Annotated in this window: 20 protein-coding genes and 1 tRNA gene; 12 read left to right on the forward strand and 9 right to left on the reverse strand. The window is 50.8% G+C overall.

Features of this window, described 5'->3' with window-relative positions:
- Positions 1-133 precede the first annotated feature (133 nt).
- Positions 134-2,893, reverse strand: a complete 2,760-nt coding sequence (locus JIN82_RS08790) for a phosphoenolpyruvate carboxylase (RefSeq protein WP_200311259.1) — start codon at positions 2,891-2,893, stop codon at positions 134-136.
- Positions 2,894-3,089: 196 nt separating this feature from the next.
- On the opposite strand from JIN82_RS08790, the gene JIN82_RS08795 reads away from it, so the two are divergent.
- The 6 genes from JIN82_RS08795 to JIN82_RS08820 all read left to right on the forward strand — a co-directional run bounded on the left by JIN82_RS08795 (position 3,090) and on the right by JIN82_RS08820 (position 9,352).
- On the forward strand, positions 3,090-3,446 hold the full coding sequence (locus JIN82_RS08795; protein WP_200311260.1) for a YraN family protein: 357 nt from the start codon (positions 3,090-3,092) through the stop codon (positions 3,444-3,446).
- 120 nt (positions 3,447-3,566) lie between these two features.
- Positions 3,567-5,252 carry a putative manganese-dependent inorganic diphosphatase gene (locus tag JIN82_RS08800; protein WP_200311261.1) on the forward strand — a complete coding sequence of 562 codons (1,686 nt, stop codon included), beginning with the start codon at positions 3,567-3,569 and terminating at the stop codon, positions 5,250-5,252.
- Between the two features lie 14 nt (positions 5,253-5,266).
- A complete protein-coding gene (gene proB, locus JIN82_RS08805; RefSeq protein WP_200311262.1) occupies positions 5,267-6,028 on the forward strand; it encodes a glutamate 5-kinase in 762 nt (253 codons plus the stop codon).
- 170 nt (positions 6,029-6,198) lie between these two features.
- Positions 6,199-7,956 (forward strand): HDIG domain-containing metalloprotein, encoded by a 1,758-nt coding sequence (locus JIN82_RS08810; RefSeq protein WP_200311263.1) that lies wholly within the window; start codon positions 6,199-6,201, stop codon positions 7,954-7,956.
- A 17-nt stretch (positions 7,957-7,973) separates the two neighbouring features.
- Positions 7,974-8,408 (forward strand): rRNA maturation RNase YbeY, encoded by a 435-nt coding sequence (gene ybeY, locus JIN82_RS08815; RefSeq protein WP_200311264.1) that lies wholly within the window; start codon positions 7,974-7,976, stop codon positions 8,406-8,408.
- Between the two features lie 17 nt (positions 8,409-8,425).
- Positions 8,426-9,352 carry a bifunctional riboflavin kinase/FAD synthetase gene (locus JIN82_RS08820; protein WP_200311265.1) on the forward strand — a complete coding sequence of 309 codons (927 nt, stop codon included), beginning with the start codon at positions 8,426-8,428 and terminating at the stop codon, positions 9,350-9,352.
- A 4-nt stretch (positions 9,353-9,356) separates the two neighbouring features.
- Here the strand turns inward: JIN82_RS08820 and JIN82_RS08825 are convergent, their stop codons facing one another.
- The 3 genes from JIN82_RS08825 to JIN82_RS08835 all read right to left on the reverse strand — a co-directional run bounded on the left by JIN82_RS08825 (position 9,357) and on the right by JIN82_RS08835 (position 16,054).
- On the reverse strand, positions 9,357-12,689 hold the full coding sequence (locus tag JIN82_RS08825; protein WP_200311266.1) for a DEAD/DEAH box helicase: 3,333 nt from the start codon (positions 12,687-12,689) through the stop codon (positions 9,357-9,359).
- A gap of 118 nt (positions 12,690-12,807) precedes the next feature.
- Positions 12,808-14,289 carry a prenyltransferase/squalene oxidase repeat-containing protein gene (locus JIN82_RS08830; RefSeq protein WP_200311267.1) on the reverse strand — a complete coding sequence of 494 codons (1,482 nt, stop codon included), beginning with the start codon at positions 14,287-14,289 and terminating at the stop codon, positions 12,808-12,810.
- A gap of 421 nt (positions 14,290-14,710) precedes the next feature.
- Positions 14,711-16,054, reverse strand: a complete 1,344-nt coding sequence (locus JIN82_RS08835; RefSeq protein WP_200311268.1) for a prenyltransferase/squalene oxidase repeat-containing protein — start codon at positions 16,052-16,054, stop codon at positions 14,711-14,713.
- Positions 16,055-16,560: 506 nt separating this feature from the next.
- Here JIN82_RS08835 and JIN82_RS08840 point away from each other — a divergent pair.
- From JIN82_RS08840 to JIN82_RS08855, 4 genes are read left to right on the forward strand one after another with little or no spacing between them, the layout of a single operon-like run.
- Positions 16,561-17,502: a Gfo/Idh/MocA family protein gene (locus tag JIN82_RS08840; protein ID WP_200311269.1), complete on the forward strand. Its 942-nt coding sequence runs from the start codon at positions 16,561-16,563 to the stop codon at positions 17,500-17,502.
- Positions 17,503-18,153, forward strand: a complete 651-nt coding sequence (locus tag JIN82_RS08845; protein ID WP_200311270.1) for a redox-sensing transcriptional repressor Rex — start codon at positions 17,503-17,505, stop codon at positions 18,151-18,153. It begins immediately after the preceding gene.
- Positions 18,154-18,200: 47 nt separating this feature from the next.
- Positions 18,201-18,743 (forward strand): RNA polymerase sigma factor, encoded by a 543-nt coding sequence (locus JIN82_RS08850; RefSeq protein ID WP_200311271.1) that lies wholly within the window; start codon positions 18,201-18,203, stop codon positions 18,741-18,743.
- A 12-nt stretch (positions 18,744-18,755) separates the two neighbouring features.
- Positions 18,756-20,084: a hypothetical protein gene (locus JIN82_RS08855; protein WP_200311272.1), complete on the forward strand. Its 1,329-nt coding sequence runs from the start codon at positions 18,756-18,758 to the stop codon at positions 20,082-20,084.
- A 142-nt stretch (positions 20,085-20,226) separates the two neighbouring features.
- Here JIN82_RS08855 and JIN82_RS08860 read toward each other — a convergent pair whose 3' ends face one another.
- The 5 genes from JIN82_RS08860 to JIN82_RS08880 are packed head-to-tail and all read right to left on the reverse strand — an operon-like array spanning position 20,227 to position 24,436.
- Positions 20,227-21,231: a vWA domain-containing protein gene (locus tag JIN82_RS08860; protein ID WP_200311273.1), complete on the reverse strand. Its 1,005-nt coding sequence runs from the start codon at positions 21,229-21,231 to the stop codon at positions 20,227-20,229.
- Positions 21,232-21,243: 12 nt separating this feature from the next.
- Positions 21,244-21,744, reverse strand: a complete 501-nt coding sequence (locus tag JIN82_RS08865) for a DUF4381 family protein (protein ID WP_200311274.1) — start codon at positions 21,742-21,744, stop codon at positions 21,244-21,246.
- 2 nt (positions 21,745-21,746) lie between these two features.
- Complete coding sequence (locus JIN82_RS08870; RefSeq protein WP_200311275.1) at positions 21,747-22,634, reverse strand: DUF58 domain-containing protein; 888 nt, start codon at positions 22,632-22,634, stop codon at positions 21,747-21,749.
- A gap of 29 nt (positions 22,635-22,663) precedes the next feature.
- Positions 22,664-23,704: an Mrp/NBP35 family ATP-binding protein gene (locus tag JIN82_RS08875; protein WP_200311276.1), complete on the reverse strand. Its 1,041-nt coding sequence runs from the start codon at positions 23,702-23,704 to the stop codon at positions 22,664-22,666.
- 33 nt (positions 23,705-23,737) lie between these two features.
- Entirely contained in the window at positions 23,738-24,436 is a 699-nt protein-coding gene (locus tag JIN82_RS08880) for a zinc ribbon domain-containing protein (protein ID WP_200311277.1), read from the reverse strand.
- Positions 24,437-24,581: 145 nt separating this feature from the next.
- Here JIN82_RS08880 and JIN82_RS08885 point away from each other — a divergent pair, with 145 nt between their 5' ends.
- Both JIN82_RS08885 and JIN82_RS08890 read left to right on the forward strand, forming a co-directional pair.
- On the forward strand, positions 24,582-26,126 hold the full coding sequence (locus tag JIN82_RS08885) for a zinc ribbon domain-containing protein (protein ID WP_200311278.1): 1,545 nt from the start codon (positions 24,582-24,584) through the stop codon (positions 26,124-26,126).
- A 27-nt stretch (positions 26,127-26,153) separates the two neighbouring features.
- Positions 26,154-26,238: transfer RNA gene (locus JIN82_RS08890), tRNA-Leu, on the forward strand.
- Positions 26,239-26,794: the final 556 nt, after the last annotated feature.

Below are 26,794 nucleotides of genomic sequence, written 5' to 3' on the forward strand. Positions count from 1 at the left end.
GATGAGAATACTATCTGGCGACTCAAATTGTCCAGCTAGCGACCTGTGGGCACAAAAAAGCCGCCAGAAGTGATCTGGCGGCTCGGTGATGTTTGTGTTGGGGGGAGCTAGGGGGTGGGTGCTGGGTTAGTGATTATCCAGTGGTGCGCAGTCCGCTAGAGATGGCATTGATGGATAGTAGGATGCTTGGGAAGATTTCTTCAGCTTCCTTATCTTTGCCGTCGTTTTTGAGTTGGCGCCAATTTTTGATCGATTCGATCTGCTGGAGGTGGAGGACGCGTAATGGTTCCTCGCGGATTTCCAGTGTTTTGCTCATACGTGGTCGGCGCTCGGCGAAATCGCTCTGGAATACCTCGGTGAGTAGCTCTTGGGTGAGCTTGAATTCTGAGGCGATGATGGAGACGAATTTTTCGCGCAGTGCCTCGTCGGTGCAAAGTTCACCGTAGGCTTGCATCAACTCGAAGTTGGCGCTGGCTAGGTTAGTTTCCACGTTGGTCAGCACGTAGCGCAGGAATGGTGAGTTGCGCAGGTTCTGCTTGATCACTTCAAATCCATCTGGGCATTGGTTTTTCAGCTCCTGCAGAGCGGTGCCAACACCGTACCAGCCTGGAAGGTAGAAACGTGCCTGCGTCCATGAGAATACCCATGGGATGGCGCGTAGGTCGCTGATGGAGAATCCTTTTTTGCCGGTGCGGCGCGCCGGACGTGAGCCGATGCGTGAATTTTCCAGCGCGTCAATAGGTGTAGCTGAGCGGTAGAATTCGATGAATCCATCTTCGCGCAGTAGCTTCTGGTAGGCTTTCTCGCTTTCTCCGGAGAGGGTGTCGAGGAATTCAAGACATGGGTCTTGGTAGGCCTTGCCAAAGCGATGTTTGGCTGTGGTCTCAGATGCGCAAGCAACGAGGAGCTCGGCATTGAAGGTGGCATTGGTGAGGCTGGCGTATTTCTGCGCAATCGTTTCACCCTGCTCGGTCATGCGGAATCTGCCAGAGAATGACCCGTGAGGCAGTGCTTCCATGAATGAGTTGGTAGGACCAGCTCCGCGGGAAATTGTGCCGCCGCGACCGTGGAAGAAGTTTAGCTGGATATTGCGCTCGTTGCCCACTTCGGTCATTGCCGTTTGTGCGCGGTAGAGGGCCCATTGAGCTGAGAGGATGCCGCAGTCTTTGTTCGAGTCTGAGTAGCCGAGCATGACTTGCTGGTAAACGCTCTCGTCTTTGCTGTGGCGGAGTTTCAGGCTGCGTTTGGTTACCTCGTGGTCGAGGAATGGAGCGAGCAGGCTAGCTGATGCGTCCAGGTCGTCCATGGTTTCAAAAAGAGGAACCACTTCTACTGGGCAGGCTAGTCCGTCTGGTGTGTTTTCCATCAGGCCGGCTTCACGAGCGAGCACGTAAACGCAGAGCATGTCTGAGAGTGAGCGCGTCATGGAGACGATCAGTGAGCCAATGCCATCGTTGCCGTAGCGGTCGATGTGTTTGACCAGTACGCGGTAGCAGTCGAGTACGGCGTCGGCTTCTACACCAGCTGAAATGTCATTGTGGATGAATGGGCGGGTGGAGTTGAGTTCCTGAGTGAGGAATTCCACACGCTTGCTTTCTTCCCAGTTGGCAAAGTTGGCGCCGTCTTCGATGCCAGCTGCTGCGAGCAGTTGGCTGACCGCTTTGTCGTGAAACTCTGAGTTCTGGCGGACGTCGACCTTCGCGAGGTGGAATCCGAAGATGCGCAGTTTCTGGCGTAGCGGTGAGAGGAATTGGTCGGCGAGCAGGGCGCAGTTGATTTTGCGTAAGCTGGCTTCGATGATGGCGAGGTCGTCATCGAGCTCCTTAGGCGTGGTGTAGCCGCCTGGACGGTTCTCTAGGTTGTAGAGAAGTTTGCCGCGAATCAGGTAGGCGAGGTGACGCCATGGCTCCTGCTGGTTTTTCTGGCTGACTTCCTCAACCCAGTCGCGGTTGATGATTTCTTCAGAAATGCTAGCTAGGCGAGTTTTCAGCTTAGGTGTAGGTGCCTGGAATTGCTCGGAAAGTGTGAGGTGGAATGCGAGCTCTTTGAGCTCGGCGCGCAGCATGACAAATGCGTGGTGGCGCAGTTCCAGCAGGTGGCGTTCGGTGACTGCTGGAGTCACTAATGGGTGGCCGTCGCGGTCGCCGCCAATCCAGGTAGCGAAAGTTAAGCGAGGCAGTACACCTGAGTCTGTTAGTTTTTGTTCGTCAAAACCAACATTCTCCCATGCTTCTGACAGGTGCAGGTTGACGCGCTGAACGACGGATGGGAAAATCTCACGGATGTAGTAGAGCGCGGTGCGCAGTTCTTGTGAGAGGTTCGGGCGGGTGAGGTGGATCTCACCAGTACGCCACAGGGCTTCCATGGCTACAGTGATGCGCTTGGAAATGCGTGCTTGCTCGCGGCGGTTTAGGCTCGGGTTCTCGCTGAGAACCATTTCCTGGTAGATGGCGCGGTGACGTTCACGTACGGTTGAGCGCTTGGCTTCCGTAGGGTGAGCGGTCAATACGGGCTCAATCTGGATGTCGCCAAGTAATTTGAGAATTTCTTCTTCCTTGAGGCCCAATTTTTGCATTTCGCCAAGCGAGCGCTCCCATAATCCACGAATGGATGTGGCGCCTAACTCGTTCTCGCGCTGGCGGCGAATGGTGGCGGCGACACGCTCTTCGACCATGTTGAGGAGCTGGAAGCCAATTGAGTAAAGTTGTTGGAGGTCGTCAGGTAGCTCGCCTTTAGGAATCTCACCCTTCCATGGTAGGTAGGGGATGAGTTTTTCTTCCTGAAGGTTTTTGAGAGCATCTGAAAGACAGGCAATCAATGTAGAAAGAGTATCGTCGATCAGCGCAAATCCTTCTTCGCGTAGTCGTTCTCTCGCTGGGCTCAATTCGGTCATGCGCGTAGTCATGGACGAAGTTTTTTGCCTAAACAAGCAATTTACGCGGATTATTTAAGATTTATTGCGCTTACGGGTGTTTTTTCTCCCTCCGGACTGTGCGTAAGTGTATGATTCTGCCGTGGTTTCGTGGGTTTATAGACGATTCAGTCCATTACTCTGCAGGCGCGCGAATTTGTGTGTCAGCGGCGGCTCGATGGACGCGCGCCAGCTGGGTGAACTCGGTGAGCGCATTGCTTGTCACTATTTGCGCGCCGATGGATGCAAGATTTTGCGGCGAAATTTCCGCGCGCCAGGTGGTGGGGAAGTGGACATCGTGGCGCGTGACGGCAATGTTCTGTGTTTTGTGGAGGTGAAGACGCGGCGGGCTGGCGGAGTCGGGCGACCGAGCGATGCGGTTGACGAATGCAAACAAATGCTGATTGAGCGTGGCGCTGACGCTTGGTTTAAGCTTTTAGGTCGGCGAGATTTGCGCTGGCGATTTGATGTTGTCGAAGTTGTGCTGGATGACGGCTGTCGCCCTGAGGTATTGAGGATTAATGGTTTCTTCTAGCGCGCTGCGGGGCGCTTTTATCCAGTGCGACAGTGAAAATTCGCTTGTGTCGCTTTTTTACGTTCTGAAGGTTGCATTTCTTCATGGATTAATCAATGCTGCACGCACCTCTCAAAAGTGATGAACGAAGAATCAACGCCTCTTTACGTAGTCGGCCATAAAAATCCTGATACAGATGCTATTTGCGCAGCCATCGGTTATGCCGACTTGCTCCAGCAAACTGGCTACCCAAATGCCAAGGCGATCCGCTGCGGTGACGTGCCAGCGCGTACCGCGTGGGTGCTCAAGCAAGCCGAGATGGAAGCGCCGAAGTTGATTGAAGATGTGCATACCACCGCGGGCATGATGTGCCGTCGTCAGGTGATCCAGGTTTCTCCGGGAGATACATTTTTGACCGCGTACAGGCGCATGCTGTCTAGCGGCGTCCGCTGTATCCCTGTGGTTGACGACAATAACAAGGTGCTTGGCATTCTTCGTTATCTCGATTTGCTGCAGCTGTTGATGCCAACCGAGTTGGAAGGTCAATCCGTGAGACATGTCACGGCTGCACCAACTAAGATTGCCGAGACGCTACAGGCGCAAAATCGCTCCGTCGAGCTGTCTGAAGAAGAGCAAGAATTCATGCTCTTAGTGGGCGCTTCTAGCGAAGACTCAGTTGAGTGGCGTTTGCTCAATGCTGAAAAGGAAGGTTACCTCAGCAAGCTCCTCGTGGTTTGCGGTGATCGTCCGAGCATTCAGGAAAAAGCCATCGATCACGGTGTCGGCATGTTGGTGGTGACGGGATGTTTTTCCGTTTCCCCAGAGTTGCTCGCTCGTGCCAAGGTGAATGGTGTGGCTGTGTTGACTACTGATCGCGATACCGCATCAGTCACGAAGCTAGTCCGTTGTTCACGCATGGTGCGCTGTGCGATGGCAGACAACCTGCTGCTTACCGAAGAGCAGGAAGCAGTCAAAGATTTCAGTAAAAAACTGACCAAGTCAGACCAAGATCTCTACCCAGTAGTGCGCACTGGCACCCAGCAGATCATCGGGGTGATTTCTAAATCAGACCTCATTGATCCACCGCGCATCCAGCTGGTATTGGTCGATCACAACGAATATTCACAAGCCATTTACGGCGTGCGTGAGGCTAAAGTGATCTCGGTGATTGATCACCACAGACTCGCTGGTGATTTGGTTTCACGTGACCCAATCCACTACCTCAACGAACCAGTAGGTTCTACTTCTACGCTGGTGGCTCGCGAGTATCGGTACAAAAATATCGAGATGTCTAGTGGTATTGCGAAGTGTCTGCTTGCTGGAATCATCTCAGATACTCTGAATTTAACCTCACCTACGACTAGCGAGACAGACCGTGAGATCCTTCCTTGGTTGTGTGAAATCGCTGGTGTGGATGCCAACAAATTCATGCTCGATTTCTTTGCTTCTGGATCGCTGCTGGCAAACGCCGAAGCCGATGAGGTTCTAGGCACTGACCGCAAAGAGTTCCTCGAGTCTGGCTGCAATATTAGCATCTCACATGTGGAGGAAGTCGGGCACGATTTGTTCCTTAAACGAGCATCTGAACTACAAAAATATCTAGACGAGTTCGCAAAAGTTGGAAAATACGATCTTGCTTTGTTGATTGTGACCGATATTACCAGCCATAACAGCTTGCTGCTCGCAGCAGGTGATGAGGAGCTGATTGCTTGCTTACCTTATAAAGAGGATGCAAAAGGCGCGTTATTAGCTCCTGGTGTTGTTAGTCGCAAAAAGCAAGTGTTCCCAGCTGTGAGCAATGCGGTAGCGATGATGCAACGCGGATAATCTAATCACAAATTATGTCTCAAGGGGTAACCGTCATTAAAATTGGAACTGGTGTGCTCACCCGCACTAGCGATGCTACATTAGATAGACCATCATTGGTCAGATTAGTCACTGCGGTGGCTGAACTTGTCGCCAGTGGCACTAAGTGTGTCATGGTATCCAGCGGAGCGGTGGGGGCAGGTGTTGCCGCTCTCGGTCGCAATTCGTACCCTGAAGATGTGGCCTCACGCCAAGCCTGCGCCGCGATTGGCCAGTGTTCATTGATGCACATTTACCAGACATTATTTCAAAACTTCGGTTTGCAGGTTGGCCAGCTGCTTTTGACCAAACAAGACCTCAACGACAAGCGTCGCTGCCAGCGCGTGCAAGATACTTTAGAGCATCTGCTCGCTGAATCTAGCGTGGTGCCTATCATCAACGAAAACGACTCAGTTTGTGTAAAGGAGCTCAGTGTTGGTGATAACGATATGCTCTCAGCTCGTGTTTCTCGTCTGCTTGGTGCAGAGCGGTTGATTCTTCTCAGCACTATTGACGGGCTGGATGGTCCTAACGGCTCAGGGCTGGTGAAAGAGGTACATGACGTCAAAGACGTGGAATCATTTGCCCGCAAGGATAGTGGGAAATTCTCCATCGGCGGCATGGCTTCAAAGCTGAAGGCGGTAAAATACGCTACCGAGTCTGGAATCGAGACGATTATCAGCAATGGTCGTAAACCTAATTTGCTTGCCGATATCGTCGCAGGCGAGCCAATAGGTACACGATTTTACGCCCGCTAGGGGCCAATGTTTTAAAGGCAATGACGATTTGTGCATTGCCAGTTTTTTGCTAGTAAAGTAGAAACAAGTCAGATGATTCAATGGCTTACGGCTATTGGACGTCAAAAATTTATAAAAAACCCGTGGGAATTCTCGATATCTTAAAGCATAGAAAGCTTGCTCAAAAAGGCATGGCAAGTGCATCTACGCGTCGGCAGAAAAACGACCGCAACGTTGTCTCCACGATGGAGCAAAGTTTCTGGCTGCGTGTGCTGATCGCCTTCGTCTATGCCGCCCTGATGGTGCTGATTATCAACTTTGGTAGTCCAAGCGGCGATACCGTATTTAGCTTGCAGCGCAGTTTTGCCACGCTGGCCGTCGCTGCCAGCTCACTGGCGCTGGTGCATTTGTTTGGTGAAATCTCCAACCGCAACGGCAAGCTCGTTTTAGCCTTGGGTGGTTTGGTCATTCAGGTAGCTATCCAGCGATTGGTGAATTTCTTTGTTTTGGAAAATGGTTTCCATGGTGACTACATGTTGCTGCTCGCCCCTGTGGCATTGGCGCCGATGATTCACTCGGTGTTGCTTGGCCGTCAAGGCGGGGCCTTTTCTGTCATCTTCGCCAGCATGTTTGGCAGTATGTTGATGCCAGAAGGTGCGGCCGTAGCCTATATGGTTGCTTGCATGGTGAGCGGATTTGTCGCTGTGATGCTGACCCGCAACGTGCGCCGTCGTGGATCACTTTTGCGTGCCGGTTTCTACGTTGGTCTAGCCAGTGTGGTGATGGCGCTAGTTTTCAACCACATCAACCTGATGAGCGTGCAGACCACCGAAGGTGTCAGCAGTGAAGGTCTCAAGCTAGTTGTGGCGCTCGCCATCGGTATGCTCACCGGCATGATTGTCAGCGGAATTTTACCTATCCTTGAGAGTTTGTTCCAGATCACTACCGGCATTAGCTGGCTGGAAATGAGTGACCTCAACCATAGGTTGTTGCGCAAAATGCAGCTAGAAGCACCTGGTACCTACCATCACAGCATGGTGGTGGCCACTCTGGCTGAAGCTGCCGCTGAGGAAATTGGCGCCAATGCGAGCCTCTGTCGTGTCGCAGCCTATTTCCACGACATCGGCAAAATTGAAAAACCGCAGTATTTCATTGAGAACCAAGACGAGATCAACCCGCACGATGATCTCACGCCAAAAATGAGCGCCTTGGTGATTATTTCTCACGTCAAAGACGGGGTGGATCTAGCGCTGAAACATAAGCTCAATCCAGCCATCATTGATGTAATCCGTGAGCACCACGGCAATTCATTAGTTGCCTTTTTCTACCACAAAGCACAGGAACTCCGCCTCGCTGAGCTACAAAAAGTGGAAGAAGGGAAAGGCAATGCCGAAGACGTCGCTGATGTTTTACAATCAAGTTTCCGTTACCCTGGGCCTTGTCCTCGTACTCGCGAGAGCGGCATCATCAGCCTAGCTGATGCGGTGGAAAGTGCTTCTCGCTCGCTGAAAAAACCGAGCTCTAAGAAAATTCAAAAATTGGTAGACGACATCGTCCGCGCCCGCGTCAATGATAGCCAGCTAGACGACAGCCAGCTGAGTTTGGGGGACATCCGTGAGGTGAAACGTAGTTTTGTTAAGACGCTCAGCAGTATGATGCATACGCGTATTGACTACCCAAAAGAAGCTGAGGCCAATGAAATGGCGGCTAGGGGCAAAACTGCCACATCAAAAATGCACGCAGGAAACAAGGCGCCAACATCAAAGATGAAGCCTGATGTCAAAACGGCGACAGCCAAGATGGACGCTGAGAGTAAAACTGCTACCACTAAGCTGCAAGATCAGGGGAAAAGCAAAGCAGCTACTGCTAAGCTGCAGCCCGACAATAAACCTGCAGACGCTAACAAGTTGGCTGAAAAGAAGACGCCTACCAAAAAGCTCAAAAGCTAAGCGCCTTGATTTTTATCATGAATACTCAAGTTGAGATCTATCAAAACCAAGACAAACTTCCGCTTAGCGAGTCGTTGATAGAGCGCATGACAGCTGCAGCCAATGCAGCGATCCCTTTAGTTAGCAAGCTAGCTGTGGATGGTGAAGTGCTATCGCAGCTGGAACTTGTTGAAGTTTCTATTGTCGATGACGAGACTATTGCACAAGTTCACGTCGACTTCATGGATATTCCCGGGGCTACAGACGTGATCACATTTGATTACGGCGAAATCGTTGTCAGTGTGGAAACGGCCAAATCTCAGGCGCTGGAATACGGCAATGAATTTGAGCGCGAGTTGATGCTCTATGTCATTCACGGCTTGATGCATCTAGCTGGCCACGAAGACGCAGATCCAGCTGAGGCAGCAGTGATGGCGCAGGGACAAGAATCTGTGCTCGCCGAAGTGTGGTAATTTTTACCTAGATATTTATGCAAACCATCATCCACGGAGAGAAGAAAATTGAGTCAGAACTTCATCTGGCGCTCGGCGTATTTGATGGCGTGCACGTTGGCCACCAAGAGGTGATAAAGCGCTCGGTGGCTCGCGCTAAACAAGCTGGTGTTCTATCAGCCGTGCTAACATTTGAACCTCATCCTATCCGCGTCTTGGCACCAAGCAAGGCGCCGCGTAGGATTCTGGCCTCACTCGAGCACAAAGAAAAGCTACTGGCTGATCTCGGTGTGGATGTTTTGATTGTCGTCGATTTTACAGCTGAATTTTCTAAGTTAGATGCGGCTGGTTTTCTAGCAGCGATTCACGACTATTACCCTAAGCTGAAAACATTGGCGATGGGGGAAGATTGGAAATTTGGCCAAGGACGCATGGGCAATGTTGGGTTCCTGCAAGAGTTTGGCGCGAAAAATCAAATTGAAATCGCCGCCGTCGCACCCGTCATGGTCGATGGTGAGCGGGTGAGCAGTACACGAATTCGCCAAGCTATTCGCGACGGCAATATCGCCAAGGCGAGTGAAATGCTCGGGCGTGTTTACACTGTGTTAGGTACTGTGGTGCACGGTCGCCAGCTAGGACGCACGATTGGTTTTCCTACCGCTAACTTGCGTGTGCAAAACGAGCAACTTCCGCCAGATGGTGTGTGGGTTGTTGAGGCCTTGGTTAATGGCAAGTGGACTCGGGGTGCGGGAAATTTAGGTAAACGACCAACCGTGGAAACTGGCGAAGCTGAGCGTCTCTTTGAGGTGCACTTGCTTGATTTTGATGCCGATATTTACGGTCAGGATATTGAAGTTAGGTTTCTCAAGTATCTTCGCGGCGAGCAAAAATTTGCATCTATCGACGAGTTGCTAGCTCAGATTATGCTAGATGTCGAAGAGTGTCGCCTTTACTCAGCTAGCTAGATTTTTACTCGCTGAGCAATGATTGCATAGTGTCGGCTGTTAGCTGGATGTGTTTGGTGGCGCCGTCGAGCAGGTTGTTTGCTAGAGTATTCTTTTTCCCCTGCATTTGTTGAATGCGTTCTTCCACGGTGCCAGCGCAGATGAGTTTGTGCACAAAGACCGGTTTGTCCTGGCCGATGCGGTACGCTCTATCAGTGGCTTGATTTTCAGACGCTGGATTCCACCATGGATCGTAGTGGATGACTGTATCGGCAGCAGTGAGCGTGAGGCCTGTGCCACCAGCTTTGAGTGAGATGAGGAAAATGTCAGTTTCTCCGCGCTGGAAAATATCGACGAGTTCGTGGCGGTTTTTTGTGCCACCAGTTAGTTTGAGGTAGCTCATATTTTGTTCAATCACATGAGCCTCGATGAGGTCGAGCATGCTGGTGAACTGCGAGAATAACAGGACCTTGCGGTTTTCTGCTTTCAGCGTGGCTAGCAAGTCAGCTAGATAGTTGAATTTTTCCGATTGCAGCGGTTCGTGTGACTCGGCAATGAGGTCCGGGTGGCAGCAAATTTGCCGCAGTTTCAGCAATGCTGCGAGGAAGACGATCTGCGACTCTCCGCCGCCAGCCATGGCAATGGCGCGACGCACTTTTTTATCCATGGTTGAGCGCACAGTTTCGTAGAGGTCTTTTTGCGCTGGGTTGAGCGCAATGCTGTGCACAATCTCCGTTTTTGGCGGTAGCTCGGTGGCGACTTCATCTTTGGTGCGGCGCAAGATGAGTGGGCCGACTTTGCGGTTGAGTGCGTCTGAGTGCGACTGGCTGCCAGCTTCGATGTTCTTGCGGTAGCTTTCGTTGAATTTTTCCTGTGAGCCGAGTAGCCCAGGCGTGAGGAAACGCATCAAGCTCCACAGTTCGCCAAGGTGGTTTTCGATAGGTGTGCCTGATAGACAGAGTCGGTGGTTAGAATCTAGCTCGAGTAATGCCTGGGAAACTTTGGCTTGTGGGTTTTTGATGTGTTGGGCTTCGTCGAGGATGATGGCGTGGAATTTCTGCGGGATGAAATATTCTAGATCGCGAGCTAACAATGCGTATGAGCTCATGACGATGTCAGCTTGACCCATTTGCTTAAATCGTTGATGGCGGTCAGCTCCCTGAAGGATCAGGACCTCTAGGTCGGGGGCAAATTTTGCAGCTTCGCGTTGCCAGTTTTGCACCACTGAGGTGGGCGCTAGCACCAAGTTAGGTAATCCGCAGCTGTGACCATTTTCTTTCTCTGATAGGATGTAGGCGATGGTCTGCAGTGTTTTGCCTAAGCCCATGTCATCAGCTAGAATGCCGCACAGTTGCTGGCGTGATAGAAAGGTCATCCAGCGAAATCCTTCTAGCTGGTAGGGGCGCAGTGTGGCGTCCAGACCGCGCGGTGCTTGGATGTCTGGAATGGCGTCGAGTGAGGCAATCTGTGTCGCCAGGTCAGCAACTTCAGCTGGCACTTCGAGTTCAAGTTCATCGTCGTCGGCGAGCGCAGCAGCTTCCAGTTTCTGAATTTTGATGGGTTTGTCGGGGAACTGGAACTCCAGCAGCATCTCTAGGGTTGTGAGGATTTTGCGGAAGCGACCGACGGGCAGGGCAACGGCTCGACCGTCGGGTAGGAAACAGAGGAATTCTTGTCCAGCGGGTTGATCTTTGGTGCGCTCGAGGAAATTGTTTTCTAGCAGCGCAGCGAGAATCGGCTGGATATCAAATTGTTCGCCTTCAATTTCAAAGCCAGCTGATAGGGTGAACCAGCCGCGCCCTTCTTCGACGATTTCAGCTTTCCAGCCAGTGGATTTGAAAACGAGTGGTTTGTTGCCGACATTGTGCGCGTAGGTGATATGCCAGCCGGCTCGTTCTAGCTGCGGGGCGATTTGGTGACGGAAGCTTGTCCAGAAAACTGTATCTGTGAGTTCGTTAGGTGCATCAATTTCCGGTGCCCAGAAGGGGTTGCTTTTATCCAAACCAGGATGTAGTCCCGCCTGTTGGAGTTGTTGCAGCGCTGAAATTTCGGCCTGATGGTCGCGCGCGATGTGTTGCACACCCTCGGCGGTTTTGATCCGCAGTGCCTTCATGTTTTGCGAAGCAGTTAGTGCGCTGGTATGTTCACCGTAGCGCACGCCAGCTAGCGCGTATATCTCGGGCAGATGTTTGGCGGTTTGCGGTCGGCGTTCTACTCGCAGGTGAAATTGCGCCGCAGACGGGTCAATAAGATTTTTTTTTTGATGAGATGCGGCGGCTGGTAGCTCTGGCAGGGTGGCGGTTAGCCCGCGCGATTCACTCTCCGCAATGAGTTCGTCTGCGCTGTCTAGCGGAATGGATGGACCGTTCAGCCACGCGTGAATCAGCTCAGCTGGCTGGCTAGATTCTATCAGCCCTAACTCGGACTGTTGGGTGTCGATGTAATAAACCTTATCTGTGTAGAGGAAATGCTGGCTGGCTGGCTGGGTCTGGGCTACGGGCTGTAGCGATTGATTTTCTTCATGCCAGCTGAGCGAAACGTCGCGCCTCTGGCCGATTGCTAGCGGGCTGAGTTTGTCGGCTTTGATGACTAAGCGATTGGTTTTAATAAGCTGGGCTAACAGGCTGTTCCAATACGGTCCGCTGATCATCCAGCTAGAGTTTTCTAGGCTGTCATCATGCACTGGTTTTAGCTGGCTGAGAAGGTGGAGAATGTTTTCGTCAGCTGAATCAGCTAGGCTGGGCAAATTCTGTGCGGCGGCAAATTTCTGACTGAGCTGGCCGTTTTTGTTATAGCTGCCGTGGAATAGGTGCAGGGCGGCACGGCATGGCTTGTGCTCGTCTGGCTGGATTAGGTAGAGGATGCACTCGTTGGCTTTGCTAGCTGGCTTTTCTAGCTGTTGGGCTGGCGCATTGCTGGCTGATTGTTTTTGTAATTCATCGAGCCACGATTGCATTGCTTGGCTATCGACTTGCTCGTCGGCAGTTGTCTCGACGGCATTTTTCTCCATCAGCTGGCGCAAGCGTTGACCTTTGGATAGGTAGCTCATGAGCACGGCGGCGTGCGCGCAGTTGCTTTGTACGTCACAGCTGCACGAGCAATCTTGCATCACTTGGCCGCTTTCTAACCAGAAGCTGGCAATGCTCTGTTCGATTTTGTCTAGCGGATCGGTGAGCGTGGCCGTTAGTTCGAGGTCGCCAGTTTCTAATGACTCCAGCTGGAGCTCGTCGAGCTGACATTTGCGCAGCCATTTTTTGGCCATCATCAGCGTGGTTGGATCAAAACTAGTGGTCCATGCCTCTGAGCAGATATGGTGGTGAAGTTGATCGTAGCTAAGTTTGGTATCCGGCTGGCTCATCGAGTCGCCAGCATGGCAAAGCTCGCATCATGGATCAAGCTATAGCTGAACGCAAAAATGCCTCGTCAGCGAACTGACGAGGCATTTGCCAAATTTGATATGTCGTCTACCGGTAATTTTAGTGCTCGTCTTCGCCACCAGTACCTGGGAGGAAGCGGTAGTAAACTTCGAGCATGAAGATATTCAGGCAGGTGCGGTAAACTTCAGCTGATTTGTGTTGTGCGGTGAAGTATCCACCGTGTGCAATCTGCTTGCCGCCGCCTGGGATTTTCCATGAACCATCTTCGTTCTGGTTCTGGAGAACTTGGTCGCGGAAGATGGCGTTGTATTTTTCCCAATGTGATCCGCCTACGTTGATCATCGCCTGTGCGTTGTAGTAGTGGTCGTAAAGGTTACCTGTTGGGCTGTTGTAGTTGAACTTAGTCAGACCGATTATGTGGTCAGCTGCGCGCTGAGCGACACGATCATCTGAGCGTCCCCACATCTGATAGGCGAGTAGGCCGCCACCTGTGAGACCAGGTTTACGGTCAGCATTGGCGCGGTAGCCGATGGCGCCGTCACGCTGCTGGGTGTCGGCGATGTAGCGCAGTGCGCGGTTGATTGGTGTATTGAAAATACGCTTCTCCCAGATGCCTGTGTGCATACAGGCTTTGAGTGCCTGGATGTGCCAGAAGCCGATGGAGTTATCACCGCCGCGCTGGCCACGAGTATCGTAACCGTAATCCCAGCTGCCGCTGCGGTGTTGTTTGCTGAGCATCCAGTCGCCGACGCGTTTGGTGACTTCTTCGAGGTTAGGAATGGTGATGCCGAGGTTATTGCAGAATGTGTATGACTCAGCGAGTGCGTAAGCTACCATTGGTGTTTCGTATACCCATGCGTGCTGGGTGGTATCTTTAACAAACCTGCCGTCGTTTTCTAAGCTGTAGTTGATGAGGAATGTGATGCCTTTGGTGACAGTTTCACCAAACTCACGAGAATCTGGAGTGTCGCAGTGGCCAAGGTAGGCGAGCACAGCGAGAGCTGTCATGCCGCAGTGGTTGCGGTCGCCCCAGCTACCATTTTTGTTTTGGTTTTTCTTCAGCCAGCGTAGTCCTTTGACTACAGCGGTTTCACATTCGTCAACGCCACCATTTTGTGACAGGCGAGCCATGCGGTCTTCGCGCGAACAACGAACGCGCATTTCTGATGGGATGGCTTCAAAGGTATTGTCTGGCTGCACTTCGTTCCAGTTATCTGAAAAATCGTCGAGTTCACCAAAGTCCACAGCGAAATCAAGTGGTTCAATTTCTACCGTAGGGATAGAAATGTTTGCGCTGGTATTGGCGGTGATGACATTGCTGACGCTAGGTGCGGCAGTTGGCTGCTGCATCGTGCGGGTGATTTGCTTGCGCTCAACGACGGTTTCTTCACGTGCTGCCGCTTGATAGGAAACAATCTGCACATCGTCCTTTTGTTCGATCTCAAGGAAGAACATGGCAAAGACAACGCCGACTAGTGTGATAGTCAGGAGGGCAATGAAAAAGCTGCTGATCGCATTATTGCGTTTCTGCCGACGTAGATCGGCTATGACCTCAGGGGATAGCTGTGCATGTAGACTCATATTTTTTGATTGCGTTGTTCGCTGATTGCCATTGGTTTTTGACCAAAAATTGGGCTGCTGGCTGGGTGGCGAGATTACCGTTTTAGCTATAGCGTAGCGCAGCTTTGTTTTCGTGGCAAATTATAGCAAAAAGCTACATAGTTCAGTGTGTAGTCGTTCACAAGTGATTTGTGTCACACAGATTGTTTTATGCCAATTCTTACAAGTGATTAAGTCATACACCACATGGCTTGGCGCGCTTTTGCTTTAATCTCAGTGTTTAGCGGGTTAGATCGGCACTGTGTATTATGATATCGTCAGGGGAATTTTTGCGGGGCATAAAAAATGGGCCGTCAAATGAATGACGACCCAGATTGGTAAGATTGATATTAAGTGAGTATTTTTTAGCCTATAAGTTGGCCAATTTCACCCTTGTGGCTGATTATTTGCCACCTGTGCCCGGGAGGAAGCGGTAGTAGACTTCCAGCATGAAGATGTTCAGGCATGTTCGGTAGACCTGAGATGATGATGACCCGCCGGTGAATTGGCTGCCGTGAGAAATTGACTCGCCACCACCAGGAATTTTCCATGAGCCATCTGGGTTTTGCCCAGAGAGCACTTGGTCGCGGAATAGGTCGTTGTAGAATGCCCAATCTGCGCCGCCACGGTTGATCATCGCTTGTGCATTGTAGTAGTGATCGTAGAGGTTGGCGCTGCTTGTATTATAGTCAAACTTGGTATTGGTGCGGATCCATTTGGCGCCACTACGTGCAACAGAGCTGCTGCCTTTGCCCCACATCTGGAAGGCGAGCACGGCGCCGCCAGTGAGACCTGGTGATTTTTCCGGCTTCTTCTGGTAGCCAACTGCACCGTCGCTGCCCTGGCTGCTTTCGATGTATTCAAGAGCCTTAGGGATGACGCGTTTGAAATCATTGTCTTTCCAGAGGCCTGTGTGTTTACAGGCTTTCAGCGCTTGGATGTGCCAGTAGTTGATGGAGTTGTCACCGCCGCGTTTGCCGCTGGTATCATAACGATAATCCCAGCCACCTGAGTTGTGTTGGTGTTCCATGATCCAGTCGCCAGCTGAGCGGGTGACTTCTTTGAGGTTGGGGAAATCAAGATTCAGGCTGCTGCAGAAGGTGTATGACTCAGCAATCGCGTAGGTGCAGACCGCTTGCTCGTAACACCATGGGATGCCATTTAGGTTTGTGGAAAATTTGCCGTTATGTTTGGTGCTGAAGTCAATCAGGTAGGTGATGGCGTCAGTTACCGTCTGGCCGTATTTTGGTGACAGAGGTGTCTCACAGTGGCCAAGGAAGGCGAGGATGGCAAAACCAGTCATTGCTTGTTTGTTGGAGTCGCCCCAGCTGCCGTCAGAGTTTTGTGTGGATTGCAGCCAGTCGAGGCCTTTTACCACAGCTGTTTCACAGGCTTCGTTGCCGCCATTAGACTTGAGGCGTTGCATGCGGTCCTGCGGTGAACAGCGTTTTTTCATGGCTGTTGGGATGGACTGGAATCCACCACCCATGCCACCGCCGTCACCGTCGCCCCAGCCGTCGCCGAAGTCGTCACCATTACCAAAATCCACGGTTGGCTCAGCAACGATCACGTCAGGCACAGGAACGGCAATAGGTGATGAAGTATTGGCCGCGATCACCTTGGCCATGGATGATGATGGTGAAGATGGCTTGGTATTGATCTGGCGATTGAGCTTTCTTGGTGGAATGTCGTTGGTGTCGCTAGCTGGTGATTGATAAGAAACGATTTGAGGTGTTTCTTTGGTCATATTGGCCACCATGAATAAGGCAAAAACAACTCCTACTAGCAGTATGGATAAACAGGCTATTAAAATACTGGTTATTGTTTGGTTTCGTTTTTGACGTGCTAGGATCGCTAACGCTTCGGGTGATAGTTGTGCGTGTAAACTCATCGTGTTGTGCAGTTATGGTTTTCAGCGATTATTTATTTTTTTTGTTAATATAACAGCTCTAAATTGAGATAAATATCTGGGCTTGTGCATATTCGTCAAAACTTATGCAGCCTTCTTCATTTTTGCCTTGCTAGTGGCTGGAAATTCAATGGGTTTAGCGAATTGCTATAGGTGAACGAGTTTTTTATTAATGAATAATTAAATCTGTTTAGTTTGGTAACTTGAGCCAATCGTTAATGTTAAGAATTGACTGGGATTTGATAAGCGAATGATTTTTCTTCAAAAATCCTGAAAGATCCGATGCCAGTGTGTATTGCTCATCCAGACTTGTCATCGTAGCTAAATTGGATTACTGCGTGTGCATGATACGAGCAGGTGTAGCTGGAGCTGGATCGATGGGGCGCAACCACGCGCGGGTTTTTTCACTTCTTGAAGGAGTCGAACTGACTGCTATTTATGATCAAGATTACGACCGCGCCCAAGCGGTGGCAGAAGAGTTTGGCGGTAAAGCCGTTAGCTCATTAGAAGAATTTGTTGAGTTGGTAGATGCCGTCACCGTGGCTGTACCTACTGTATACCACCGTGAAGTTGGCTGTCAGCTGCTAGAAGCTGGCGTGCACGTGCTGATGGAAAAACCAATTGCCAACTCGCTAGACGATGCGCGTGCGCTGGTAGAGTCATCTCACAAGCACAACCGCATTCTTCAAGTTGGCCACATCGAGAGATTCAACCCAGTGATGCGTGAACTTGAGAAGCGCTTGAATTCACCAAAATTCATCGAAGCTCACCGACTTTCACCATTCCCAAATCGCAGCATGGACATCGGCGTGGTGCTCGACGTCATGATTCACGATTTGGAAATCATCCTCCACTTGGTGAATTCACCAGTTGTTAGCGTGGATGCCGTTGGTGTTCCCGTGCTAACACATCGTGAAGATATCGCCAATGCGCGTATTCGTTTCGAAAATGGCTGCGTGGCCAATGTTACCGCGAGCCGCATCAGCCCTGAGCGCATGAGAAAACTGCGTGTTTTCCAGGGTGATTGTTACCTTTCATTAGACTACCAAAACCAGAGCGGCGAAATGTTCTGGAAGAGCAACATGGGCATCGAGCGCGCCGAAGTTGAAGTAGAAAAAGATGAACCGCTCAAGCTGGAACTCGCATCCTTCATCGACTGCGCTCGCCAGGGGCTGAGCCCACAAGTTTCTGGCCAGCAAGGCGCCGCCGCGCTGGACCTCGCGCTTGAGATCACTCAGTTGATCATGACTGCGGAAAATCAAAGTTCAGAGCTCAAAGTCGACTAAATGGCCGATAAGCCTGAAATCTCGCGCAAAGCAGTCTACCGGCTCTCTATCTACAGTCGCTGTCTCGAGCAGTTGATTGACGATGGACGAGAGCTAGTGAGTTCGACGGCACTGGCTGCGGCAGCTGGAGTGAAATCCTCCCAGCTGCGGCGCGACCTTGCCTACTTTGGCCAATTTGGCATGCGCGGCAAAGGTTATCAGGTGGAAGGTCTCTATCAGGCCATTCGCGAAGGACTGGGCAGTGATAGAGAGAGTCTCAAGCCAGTTATTCTGGTTGGTGCAGGTAACCTCGGTCGGGCGCTTTTGTGTTACGATGGATTCCGCAAAGAGGGATTTGAAGTGAAGGCGGTCTTTGATGTTGCAGCCGATGAACTCAGAGATCACGGCATTCAGGTGCCACTTTTTCATGAACGCGAGATGCTCGAGTTCGTGCGTGAAAATAAAATCAACATGGCCATTTTATGTGTGCCAGCTGAGGCTGCTGCTGAGGTGGTTGCCGACCTCGTAGCTGCTGGTATTCAAGGGATTTTGAATTTCTCGCCAGCTGTGCTCAAAGTGCCCAAATCAGTAGTCGTCAGCCAAGTAGATCTAGCATCCGAGCTGGAAAATCTGAGCTACTTTATTAGCCAGAAAAAAATATTTGAAGAATAACCAAATATTTTGGCGGCTTGATCCGTTTGACCATTGAATAACTGAACATGGAGTCACACGGAGGAGAATATGCGCAAAGCATTAGCACGATCAGTGAGCTGGTAGAATTCGCCATGAGCGAATACGAAAGCCAGCTGATTGTCTATGCTATGGGCTATATGCATGACCTCAATCGTGCGCGCGACGTGGTTCAGGATACCTATATTCGTCTCTACCAACAGGACGTGTCCAAGGTTAGGAAGAATGCTAAATCTTGGTTGTACACCGTGTGTCGCAATCGATGTTTGGATGTGCTGAGAAAAGAACAACGCATGATTCTCAGCGATCAACCCGACCTTGGTCAAGAACCCCAGCTGGTAGAAGCGCCAGATCATAAAGTCGATCAAGGTGAGCGAGTCACTCAACTCAAAGCCTGTCTTGACGAACTACCTGAGAACCAAGCCAAAGTGATCCTGCTGAAATTTGAGCAGGGCATGAGCTACAAGGAAATCAGTGATGAGACTGGCCTGAGCGGTGGAAACGTCGGGTTTCTTCTGCATACCGGATTAAAAAAATTACGTGAAATTATACCAAGCGACCTGCTTGATTAAGCCCATAGCAAAATGACAATGAAGGCAAACGATCCAAAAATTACAGCATTTGTACTCGGTGAACTGAGTGCGGACGAAGCCGCAGAAGTGCGCGCTGCCGCTGTAGCTAACGCCGATGTGGCAATGGCTGTGGAGCAAGCTCGCGCTACTGCGCAGACATTGAGCCAGCTGCTAGGGAGCGAAACTCTAGCGCTGCGTCCAGATCAGCGTGCAGCCATTCTCAATCACGGTAAAGTGGTGTCGGTCAATCAAGCGGCCAGCCCATTTCGTCGACGCAAACTCATGGCGATGGGGGCGGCAGCTGCCGTAGCTGTGAGCATGGCGGCTCTGTGGCTCAACCAGCATTCTGCAAATCAAGGGCAAATCGCCGATGTCGATCGCTCCGAGACTCAAGAGATTGCTTGGGCCAATATTTCACTCGTGGATATGAGTTCGCCAGTGGTCTATCAGCGCCAATCTACTGAAGCTGAGCAAGATCTATCAAAATGGGTCGCCAGCTCAGTAGCGGAGAAAATCGCCGCCGAGCCAGCAGCCTATCAAAGCAAGCTGGAAAAAGTAGCGGCTGCCAAAGGTGGCAACTTTGATGGCGTAGCTGTTTCTCGATCTGATAGTGAAGAAATCGACTGGATGATCCCAGAGCTCGGTGTGCCATTTATGGTGCCTATGTTTAATGGTAAAGCTAGCTGGTTAGAAGCCGAGTTGGCACTGCAACGCGGGGTCTTGCCATCCGCTGAACTGCGCGTCGACGAGCTCATCAATGCTTTTGATTACCAGCAGAAAAATGAGATTTTATTAGGTGGTTACCACGGGTCTCTCGAGCTTCTAGAAAGCCCGTGGAATCCTGGTTGCCTACTCGCAGCAGTGCATGTTTCCGTTGCTGATCAATGGATCGAAGGGGTAAATGTGGCGCTGCAAGTTGATGATGCCAAAGTAGCTGGCCTCAGAGTGATTGGTTATGTTGCGGGTGAATCTGGCAAGATGATTCCATCAGCTGATTTTGCTTCAGCGAGTAATCAATCTAGCTACGTGCTCTATGAGTTGAAGCCTCACGAGGATGTTGAGTTGGACGGTGATAGTGTGCAGCTACAGTTGATCTTTGATCAAAATACCGTGGCGACCGCGACTCAGGAAATCGCTCAGAGTCTATCATCTGCTTCTAACGATCTGCAGTTTGCTGCGACTTTAGTAACTTTCTGTGAGTCACTGCAGTCTAGCAACGCTGATAGCAAGATCTCCTTGTTGGTGATGTTGGATCAAGCGGAGAAGCGCAATTCTGAGAATGCTCAGCGTAGCCAATTCATCCAGCAAGTGCGCTCAGCGCTGTCAGCTAAAGCTGAGTAAGACATGCTGGCCAGCTGGAAATCTAGCTGGCTGGAGAGTTGGTCAGCTAGCGTGAGGGTTAGCTAGCGTAAAGTCAGCTAGCTGGATTTGGCTTAGCTATTAACCGGTCGAGTTTTGGCCAGCTAGATTTTTTGCTAGCTAATTATGGTGCCGGTGTTGGGCGCAGTGATTGCACTAGAAGTGAGCACAGGCTGAGTAAGATTGCCGCGCCAACGTAGTAGGGGAATAGTTCTTTGACGTCGACGATAGTGTGAGTTTTGATCTCCGTCTTTTCTAGCTCGTCGATGGTTGCAAAGGTGTCTACTAGGTCGTCCGTAGTTTTGGCGTGGAAATATTCTGCCTCGGTGAGTTTGGCGATTTCTTGCAGCACCTCAGGGTTGAATTCCTGTTTTGGTGTCGCCTGCACGTCGCGCGAAAGTCTACCTTTTTCACTGCCGATGGCTACGGTGTAGATTTTTATATCTAGCTCTTTGGCTAGCTTGGCGGCTTCAATCGGCGAGAGTTTGCCCGAGTTGTTAGCTCCATCGGTGAGTAGCACGATGATTTTTGATTTGGCTTCGCGGCCGTCGAGTCGAGTAGCTGAAGCTGCGATAGCGGAGCCAATGGCGGTGCCTTGTTCGCCAATCAGGTCTGGGTCTAGCTCGCGCAACTTGCCTATCAGCCATTCGTGATCCAGCGTAATCGGACTGGTAACATATGGTCTACCGGCAAAGGCGACAATACCGAGGCGGTCGTCTTTGCGTTGCTCGATGAAATTCTCTGCGGTTGCTTTAGCGACAACCATGCGTGTGGTGCGCTGCCCTTGAACGGCGAAGTCGACGGTTTCCATGCTCTTGGAGATGTCGATTGCTAGGATGATGTCGATGCCGCTGGCTGTGCGTTCGGTGTAGCTGTTGGTCCACTGCGGTCTAGCTAGACCAATGATTGCCGCAATCAGCGCGAAAATCATCAGCGGGAATCTTATGCCGCCAGCTGCGCGTGATGGTTTTTGCCCAAGGCTGGCCAATACGCTGAGGCTGGAGAATGTGATGGTTTCCGGTGTGCGTTTGCGTCCGCGGATAAAGATCAAGCAGATCGTAGGGATGAGCAGGAGCAGCCAGCCGGGATTGGCAAATGTGAAGTTATCCAAGAATGTAAAATCAGCCATGACTAGTTGCTCTTAGTTTTTTGAAAGTTGAGTAAGTAGCTCGTTAGCTTGTTTGATGAGCTCGTCTTGCGCGGCTGTGCTTTGCTGTTTGTATTTGAAAGCATTCAGGTGAGTTAGGAAATCTAGCAAGTGAGAGCGCTTGTCGTTATCGATATTCAACAATGCATCTTCACGTAGGATGAATTCTTCGTGAGTTTGATAGATGCTAGGGTCTTGATAGGTAACATCCAAAAACCGTCGCAGGATCAATGAAAGCTCGGTAGCGAGTTCCTTGTTGGAGAGTTCTGCGCAGCGTTCTTTGAGCGATGTTAATGCTTCGTTAGCTAGCTGGCCTTGGGATTTCCCATACTTTTTTTGCGGTGAGCGTAGCGCCCAAATGATGGCGATAACGATGATCACGCCAGCAGCGATGGCTAGTCCGGTGGCCCATTGTGGGGCGGCGGCTTCTTGCAGGTAGCTGTCAGCATTTGTGATGTCCTGCAGGCCGCTAGGTATTGGCAGTTCTGAGTTCACAATTATCTACGATGTTTGGCTCTTTGGCGGAAAAATTTATGCAGGGGCATGAGGTAGTCGCTCGCTGTGGATAACGAGATCGAGTCGATTTGGTGTTTTTTTAGTGTCTTGTCTACCGCTTCGCGTTGCCGGCGCATTAGCTTTTCGTAGGCCATGCGCACGTTGCTATTGTTAGTATTCACCATTACCTCAGCACCGGTTTCAGGGTCGCGCAGGTTCACTTTGCCCACTTGGGGTAATTTCTTCTCCACTGGGTCGTAGATGCGCACGGCGATGGTTTCGTGTTTATGCGAAAGTGCGCCGATAGGCCGGTTGAGGTCGTGGTCCATGAAATCTGAAATCATGAAAACCAGTGAACGACGTTGCACCGTATGAGTGAGGAATTTGCACGCCGCTGGGATGTTGGTTTGCGGTTTGCTAGGCTCGGCTGCTAGAATCTCGCGAATCATGCGCAGCGTGTGACGTGTGCCTTTTTTTGGTGGTAGGTAGAGCACCGGCTCACCGGCAAAAAGCAATAGACCAACTTTGTCGCCGTTGAATTTGGCGGTGAATGCTAACAATGCTGCTACTTCCGCGGCGAGTTCGCGTTTGCTCAGGTGCACGCTGCCGTAGTGGCTAGATGCTGAGATGTCGATAGCTAGAATGACTGATAGCTCGCGCTCCTCGCGGAAGGTGCGAATGTAGGGGGTGTTTTTTCTAGCAGTGACGTTCCAGTCGATGAATCGCGGTTCGTCGCCGTGTTGGTATTCGCGGAAATCTTCAAAGTCTAACCCACGGCCCTTGAATGATGAGTGATACTCGCCGCCGAAGCTTTCACTAGCTAAGCGCTTCGCCTTGATTTCAAGGCGATGCACACGCTGCATGATTTCTTCAATGGAATCAGAGGTCATGGATTAGTCTGTAGATGAATTGGTTAGTCTTAGGCTGGGAAGCGGTCGCGGATGTCTTTTGCAATCGCTGCAAAGGCTGCGCTGGCTTTGCTTTCACTTTCCGGGCTGAGCGCTACTGGAGCGCCTGAGTCACCTTGCTGGCGGGTAGCAATCTCGATAGGAATCTGGCCAAGCAATGGCACTTTCATCTTAGCGGCTTCATCAGCGCCGCCGCCGTCACCAAAGATCGGGTATTTCACGCCGTGGTCGCATTCGAACCAGGCCATGTTTTCTATCAGTCCTAAAATGTCCACGTTCACTTTAGAGAACATAGAGATCGCTTTGCGGGCATCGATGAGCGCCACTTCTTGTGGTGTAGTCACAATGATGCTGCCGGTGAGCGCCGTGGTCTGTACGATGGTTAGCTGGATGTCGCCTGTGCCTGGAGGGAGGTCGAGAATGAGGTAGTCGAGCTCGCCCCATTCTACTTGTTGGAGAAATTGTTGGGTGTAGCGGGTGGCTAGTGGGCCACGCACGATCACTGGGCTAGCGTCTTCTAGCAAGAACCCCATAGACATCAATTTCACACCGTGCGCTTGCAGCGGGATGATCTTGTTATCTTCAGTGGCTAGTGGGCGATCGTTAGTGCCAAACATCAGTGAAATAGATGGGCCGTAGAGGTCGCAGTCACAGAGGCCAACTTTAGCGCCAGATTTAGCCAGCGCAGTCGCTAGGTTAGATGCGACGGTTGATTTGCCTACACCACCTTTGCCTGAGGCAATAGCGATGATGTGTTTCACACCTGGGATGCCTGATTTGCCTTGGCTAGCTTGTTCTGCCTGACTCGGTGGTTCTTGCACATCGATCTCGATGCGTGGGTATTTCACTCCCTCCATGTCGTCGAGCACTGCGTGACAGCCGTTAAAGATTTGCTCAGGAACCGTTGGGTCTTTGGTCTGTACGCTGATGTAGACGGTGACAACGCCATCTTCAATGGTGATATCTTTGACCAGTCCAAAGGAGACAATATCTCTGGAAAATCCTGGGTAGGTGACTTGTTTGAGTGCTTCTAAGATCGTTTCTGATGTCATGGTAGTAGGAAAATGATTAGCTGATTTCTTGGCTTAGAGGTAGAGGATACGGCTGCAGTTTTCGCACAATACGAGACCAGTCTCGGCTTGGATCGAACTCAGCGTATTAGGCACGAGCTTCATGTGGCACCCGCTGCACTGCTTGTCAACTACTTGAGCAATCGCTTGGCCGTCTTTGGATTTGAGTAAGCGCTCGTATAGGTCGAGATCTCCCGAATCCACTTTGGCTCCCAGCTGGGCGCGCTCTTGTTGCAGCTCATCTAGCTGGCCGCGGCACACCTCCGCGCGCTTGTGTAATTTGCCGATATCGTCGTCGATGCTCGCTTGCACCAGCTGCATCGTTTTTTGCGTTTCGTCTACAGATTTTTGCAATTCATCAGCAGCTTCCATCAGCTCGAGCTCGGTGGTTTCCAGCTCGTCGATGTCATTGTTATAGCGCTTGATGTCGTCGCCTAACTTGTGGAATTCTTCGTTGTTACGTGTCTCAAACTGTTGGGCTTGGAGTTTCTCTAGCGTATTGCGGCGCGTCTTGATATCGAGGTCAACTTTTTTAATAGCGACTTGTTTTTCCTGCCAATTCTTTTTGGCTAGATCGTAGTTGGCCTTCGATTCGTTCAACTTCGCATTTGCGTATTCCTCTTGTTTAGGAATCGCTGTAAGCTCGTTATTTAATTTAATGATGCGTTGATCGCGTTCTTGAAGAACCAAGAGTGACTCGATGGTGGCTAGCATGCTGCGAACTTAGTCAGACTGGAGCCTGCTGGCAAGTGCGAGACGTCGAAGATTCTCTTTTTTTCGTAGTGGTAAAAAAATCTTTGAACAGATATGCTTTTTTTGACTCAAATGAGTTGGAGCCAATCCCTAAGGCCAATATCCTATGATCATAGAATGTCCTAAATGTAAACAACAGTTCGACGGTACCGAAGACCTCGTAGGCAAAACCGTAGAATGCGGTGCTTGTGACCACAGGTTCAAAATCAAAAGGCCTGAAGAAGAGGCTGATAAAAAGGTGAAGCTCTATCCTGGTGAAAAGAAAGCCGGACTCGAACGGTTCGGTCGTGGTCAGACGGTGGCAGCTCCAGTGAATTTCCAAACCACTAACTATGCTGCTGACGTTAATGTTAGCCAGGTTGGGCCAAGTTCGCTAAAGCACACTCTAATGTTTTTGACCGGCTGGGGGATGATCATCTTGGTCATCGTTTGGTATGTTATTGCCCATAGCATGGGGGCTATCTCTGATATGACTAACGAACAACGTTGGACGTTTTTGGCATTCATTGCTCTGCTTGGTGGTGGCCTAGTTGTGGCTGGTTCATACCGTCGCCGATTGATCGGCCTTATTTGTGTCGCGCTTACCGCCTTTGCTATGTTAGCCCTGCCTATCGTCATGCCTGCTAATGAAACAGTGGTAGTAGACACTAGTGACTTTGATAGAGAAATTGTCGAGCGCGAGATCCAGCTCAGCGAAGACGACAAAATGCAAAAATACAAATACGAAATTGGCTACGAGCCAGTTGAGGCTGCGGTGAAAAATGCCAAAGTGCCTAATAGTGTTAGTGCTGTGTATATGCGTCAGGTAGGTAAATACGCAGATGTCATTGAAGGATACATCTTCTCCAAAACGGGCGAAAACGATAGGCCTATCATCTACCCACGTGGTACAGGTGATAGAGATGGCCTCATGGTGATTCTTCAGCCAGGCATTACCATGGACGACCTAGTAGACATGTGCTCAACCTACGGGCGCATCCTTGAGGTACACGAAGACCTTCGTCTGGTAGACATGATTGTTAACCAAAGCACGCTGCGCGATGCCAACCGCAGTCAGTTGATAGACGTCAATCATCCAGAGTTCTATCGTCAGAATCTAGCAGCTCTCGGTAGTCTCGATAAGCTCGCCGTGATGCAGGCAATCAAACGCCTCGCGCTGGCGCCTCCAATCAGGTTCCGTGATGAAATCCGTGTGGAGCTCAATAACCTCCTTGAGCATCCAGATGACGACATCAAAGTGGAAGCGATCAATGCACTCACTCAGTGGGCCAACGAGGGGACCAATACTGATATGTTGGTGATGGATGCCTGCCGTGGACTGATTGAGCGTGGGAAAATGACCTCTACATGCATGGCCTACCTCACCAAACATCAAGTCAACGGGCGTCAGGAAATGCTTGTCCACCTGTGGACGCAATCGCCAGTCGATTGGCAAGATGAGATGAAGGAACTCGGCATCGTTGCCGAGCCTGAACTGCTCAATGTCATCGATCAGCTCGATGATCTGCATTTGATCTCCGCGGCGACAATTTTAAAGTCAATTGGTACAGCTGCCTCATTGCCTCATCTTCAGGAACTTGTCGAAATTAAAGAAGGGCACGTACAAAAAACTTTGCAGGATGCTATTGACGTGATCCAAAAACGTCTCTAGCTTCCAGCCCGCAAGCGAATTGCAAATGCCGCCATGGCGGAATTGGTAGACGCGTCGGATTTAAAATCCGATTCTGGTTATCGGAGTGCCGGTTCGATCCCGGCTGGCGGTATTTTTCTTCGCTTCCTTGCCCTTCTTCGGAAGGGCATTTTTTTTGCCTGCGAATAAGCAACAGGTTCCTCGGCCCACTCAATTGGCATCGTTTCTGCAGTTAGAGTTATGGCTGCAGGTGAAAGCCGTTCGTTGACCAGCTGGTCTGCTTGGGCCTAAAAAGAATGCCAGTTGGCTGAGAAATATCTATCACTAGCTAGTCCAGCTAGAGCATACCTAGATGGTTTGCGTACGCGAGGCATCTGCCAGAGAGCTCGGCGCGCCATCGCTAGCTGGTTCAGCTTAAGAAAAAGTCCAGTGAGTGATAGCTAGTTTAGCTCAAGAAAACCCGGAGGGTTTTTAAGATTTTAGCCGTGGGTCAGCGAACTGGCGAGCGCCACCCACGAACGGGCCAGATAGCATGGTCTGCCGGCGGGAAGGAAGTTCGTTAGTGTTCAGTGGGCAGTTTTCAGAGCCAGGCTGTTGCAGGTAGAATTCACAGATTTCGCGATTACATAGCTGGCAAATGGCGTTATTGTTTCGAGTTGGGATTTGGAGGCTTGTGATTTACGCAATGT

The sequence above is a fragment of the Persicirhabdus sediminis genome, assembly GCF_016595495.1.
In the GTDB taxonomy this organism is placed as follows: domain Bacteria; phylum Verrucomicrobiota; class Verrucomicrobiia; order Verrucomicrobiales; family Akkermansiaceae; genus Persicirhabdus; species Persicirhabdus sediminis.

What these genes read in the sequence shown, in the direction of transcription:
- JIN82_RS08790 (WP_200311259.1), bottom strand. Translation starts at nt 2,893, where the DNA reads ATGACCGAATTGAGCCCAGCGAGAGAACGACTACGCGAAGAAGGATTT.
- JIN82_RS08795 (WP_200311260.1), top strand. Translation starts at nt 3,090, where the DNA reads ATGGACGCGCGCCAGCTGGGTGAACTCGGTGAGCGCATTGCTTGTCAC.
- JIN82_RS08800 (WP_200311261.1), top strand. Translation starts at nt 3,567, where the DNA reads ATGAACGAAGAATCAACGCCTCTTTACGTAGTCGGCCATAAAAATCCT.
- proB (WP_200311262.1), top strand. Translation starts at nt 5,267, where the DNA reads ATGTCTCAAGGGGTAACCGTCATTAAAATTGGAACTGGTGTGCTCACC.
- JIN82_RS08810 (WP_200311263.1), top strand. Translation starts at nt 6,199, where the DNA reads ATGGCAAGTGCATCTACGCGTCGGCAGAAAAACGACCGCAACGTTGTC.
- ybeY (WP_200311264.1), top strand. Translation starts at nt 7,974, where the DNA reads ATGAATACTCAAGTTGAGATCTATCAAAACCAAGACAAACTTCCGCTT.
- JIN82_RS08820 (WP_200311265.1), top strand. Translation starts at nt 8,426, where the DNA reads ATGCAAACCATCATCCACGGAGAGAAGAAAATTGAGTCAGAACTTCAT.
- JIN82_RS08825 (WP_200311266.1), bottom strand. Translation starts at nt 12,689, where the DNA reads ATGAGCCAGCCGGATACCAAACTTAGCTACGATCAACTTCACCACCAT.
- JIN82_RS08830 (WP_200311267.1), bottom strand. Translation starts at nt 14,289, where the DNA reads ATGAGTCTACATGCACAGCTATCCCCTGAGGTCATAGCCGATCTACGT.
- JIN82_RS08835 (WP_200311268.1), bottom strand. Translation starts at nt 16,054, where the DNA reads ATGACCAAAGAAACACCTCAAATCGTTTCTTATCAATCACCAGCTAGC.
- JIN82_RS08840 (WP_200311269.1), top strand. Translation starts at nt 16,561, where the DNA reads ATGATACGAGCAGGTGTAGCTGGAGCTGGATCGATGGGGCGCAACCAC.
- JIN82_RS08845 (WP_200311270.1), top strand. Translation starts at nt 17,503, where the DNA reads ATGGCCGATAAGCCTGAAATCTCGCGCAAAGCAGTCTACCGGCTCTCT.
- JIN82_RS08850 (WP_200311271.1), top strand. Translation starts at nt 18,201, where the DNA reads ATGGAGTCACACGGAGGAGAATATGCGCAAAGCATTAGCACGATCAGT.
- JIN82_RS08855 (WP_200311272.1), top strand. Translation starts at nt 18,756, where the DNA reads ATGACAATGAAGGCAAACGATCCAAAAATTACAGCATTTGTACTCGGT.
- JIN82_RS08860 (WP_200311273.1), bottom strand. Translation starts at nt 21,231, where the DNA reads ATGGCTGATTTTACATTCTTGGATAACTTCACATTTGCCAATCCCGGC.
- JIN82_RS08870 (WP_200311275.1), bottom strand. Translation starts at nt 22,634, where the DNA reads ATGACCTCTGATTCCATTGAAGAAATCATGCAGCGTGTGCATCGCCTT.
- JIN82_RS08875 (WP_200311276.1), bottom strand. Translation starts at nt 23,704, where the DNA reads ATGACATCAGAAACGATCTTAGAAGCACTCAAACAAGTCACCTACCCA.
- JIN82_RS08880 (WP_200311277.1), bottom strand. Translation starts at nt 24,436, where the DNA reads ATGCTAGCCACCATCGAGTCACTCTTGGTTCTTCAAGAACGCGATCAA.
- JIN82_RS08885 (WP_200311278.1), top strand. Translation starts at nt 24,582, where the DNA reads ATGATCATAGAATGTCCTAAATGTAAACAACAGTTCGACGGTACCGAA.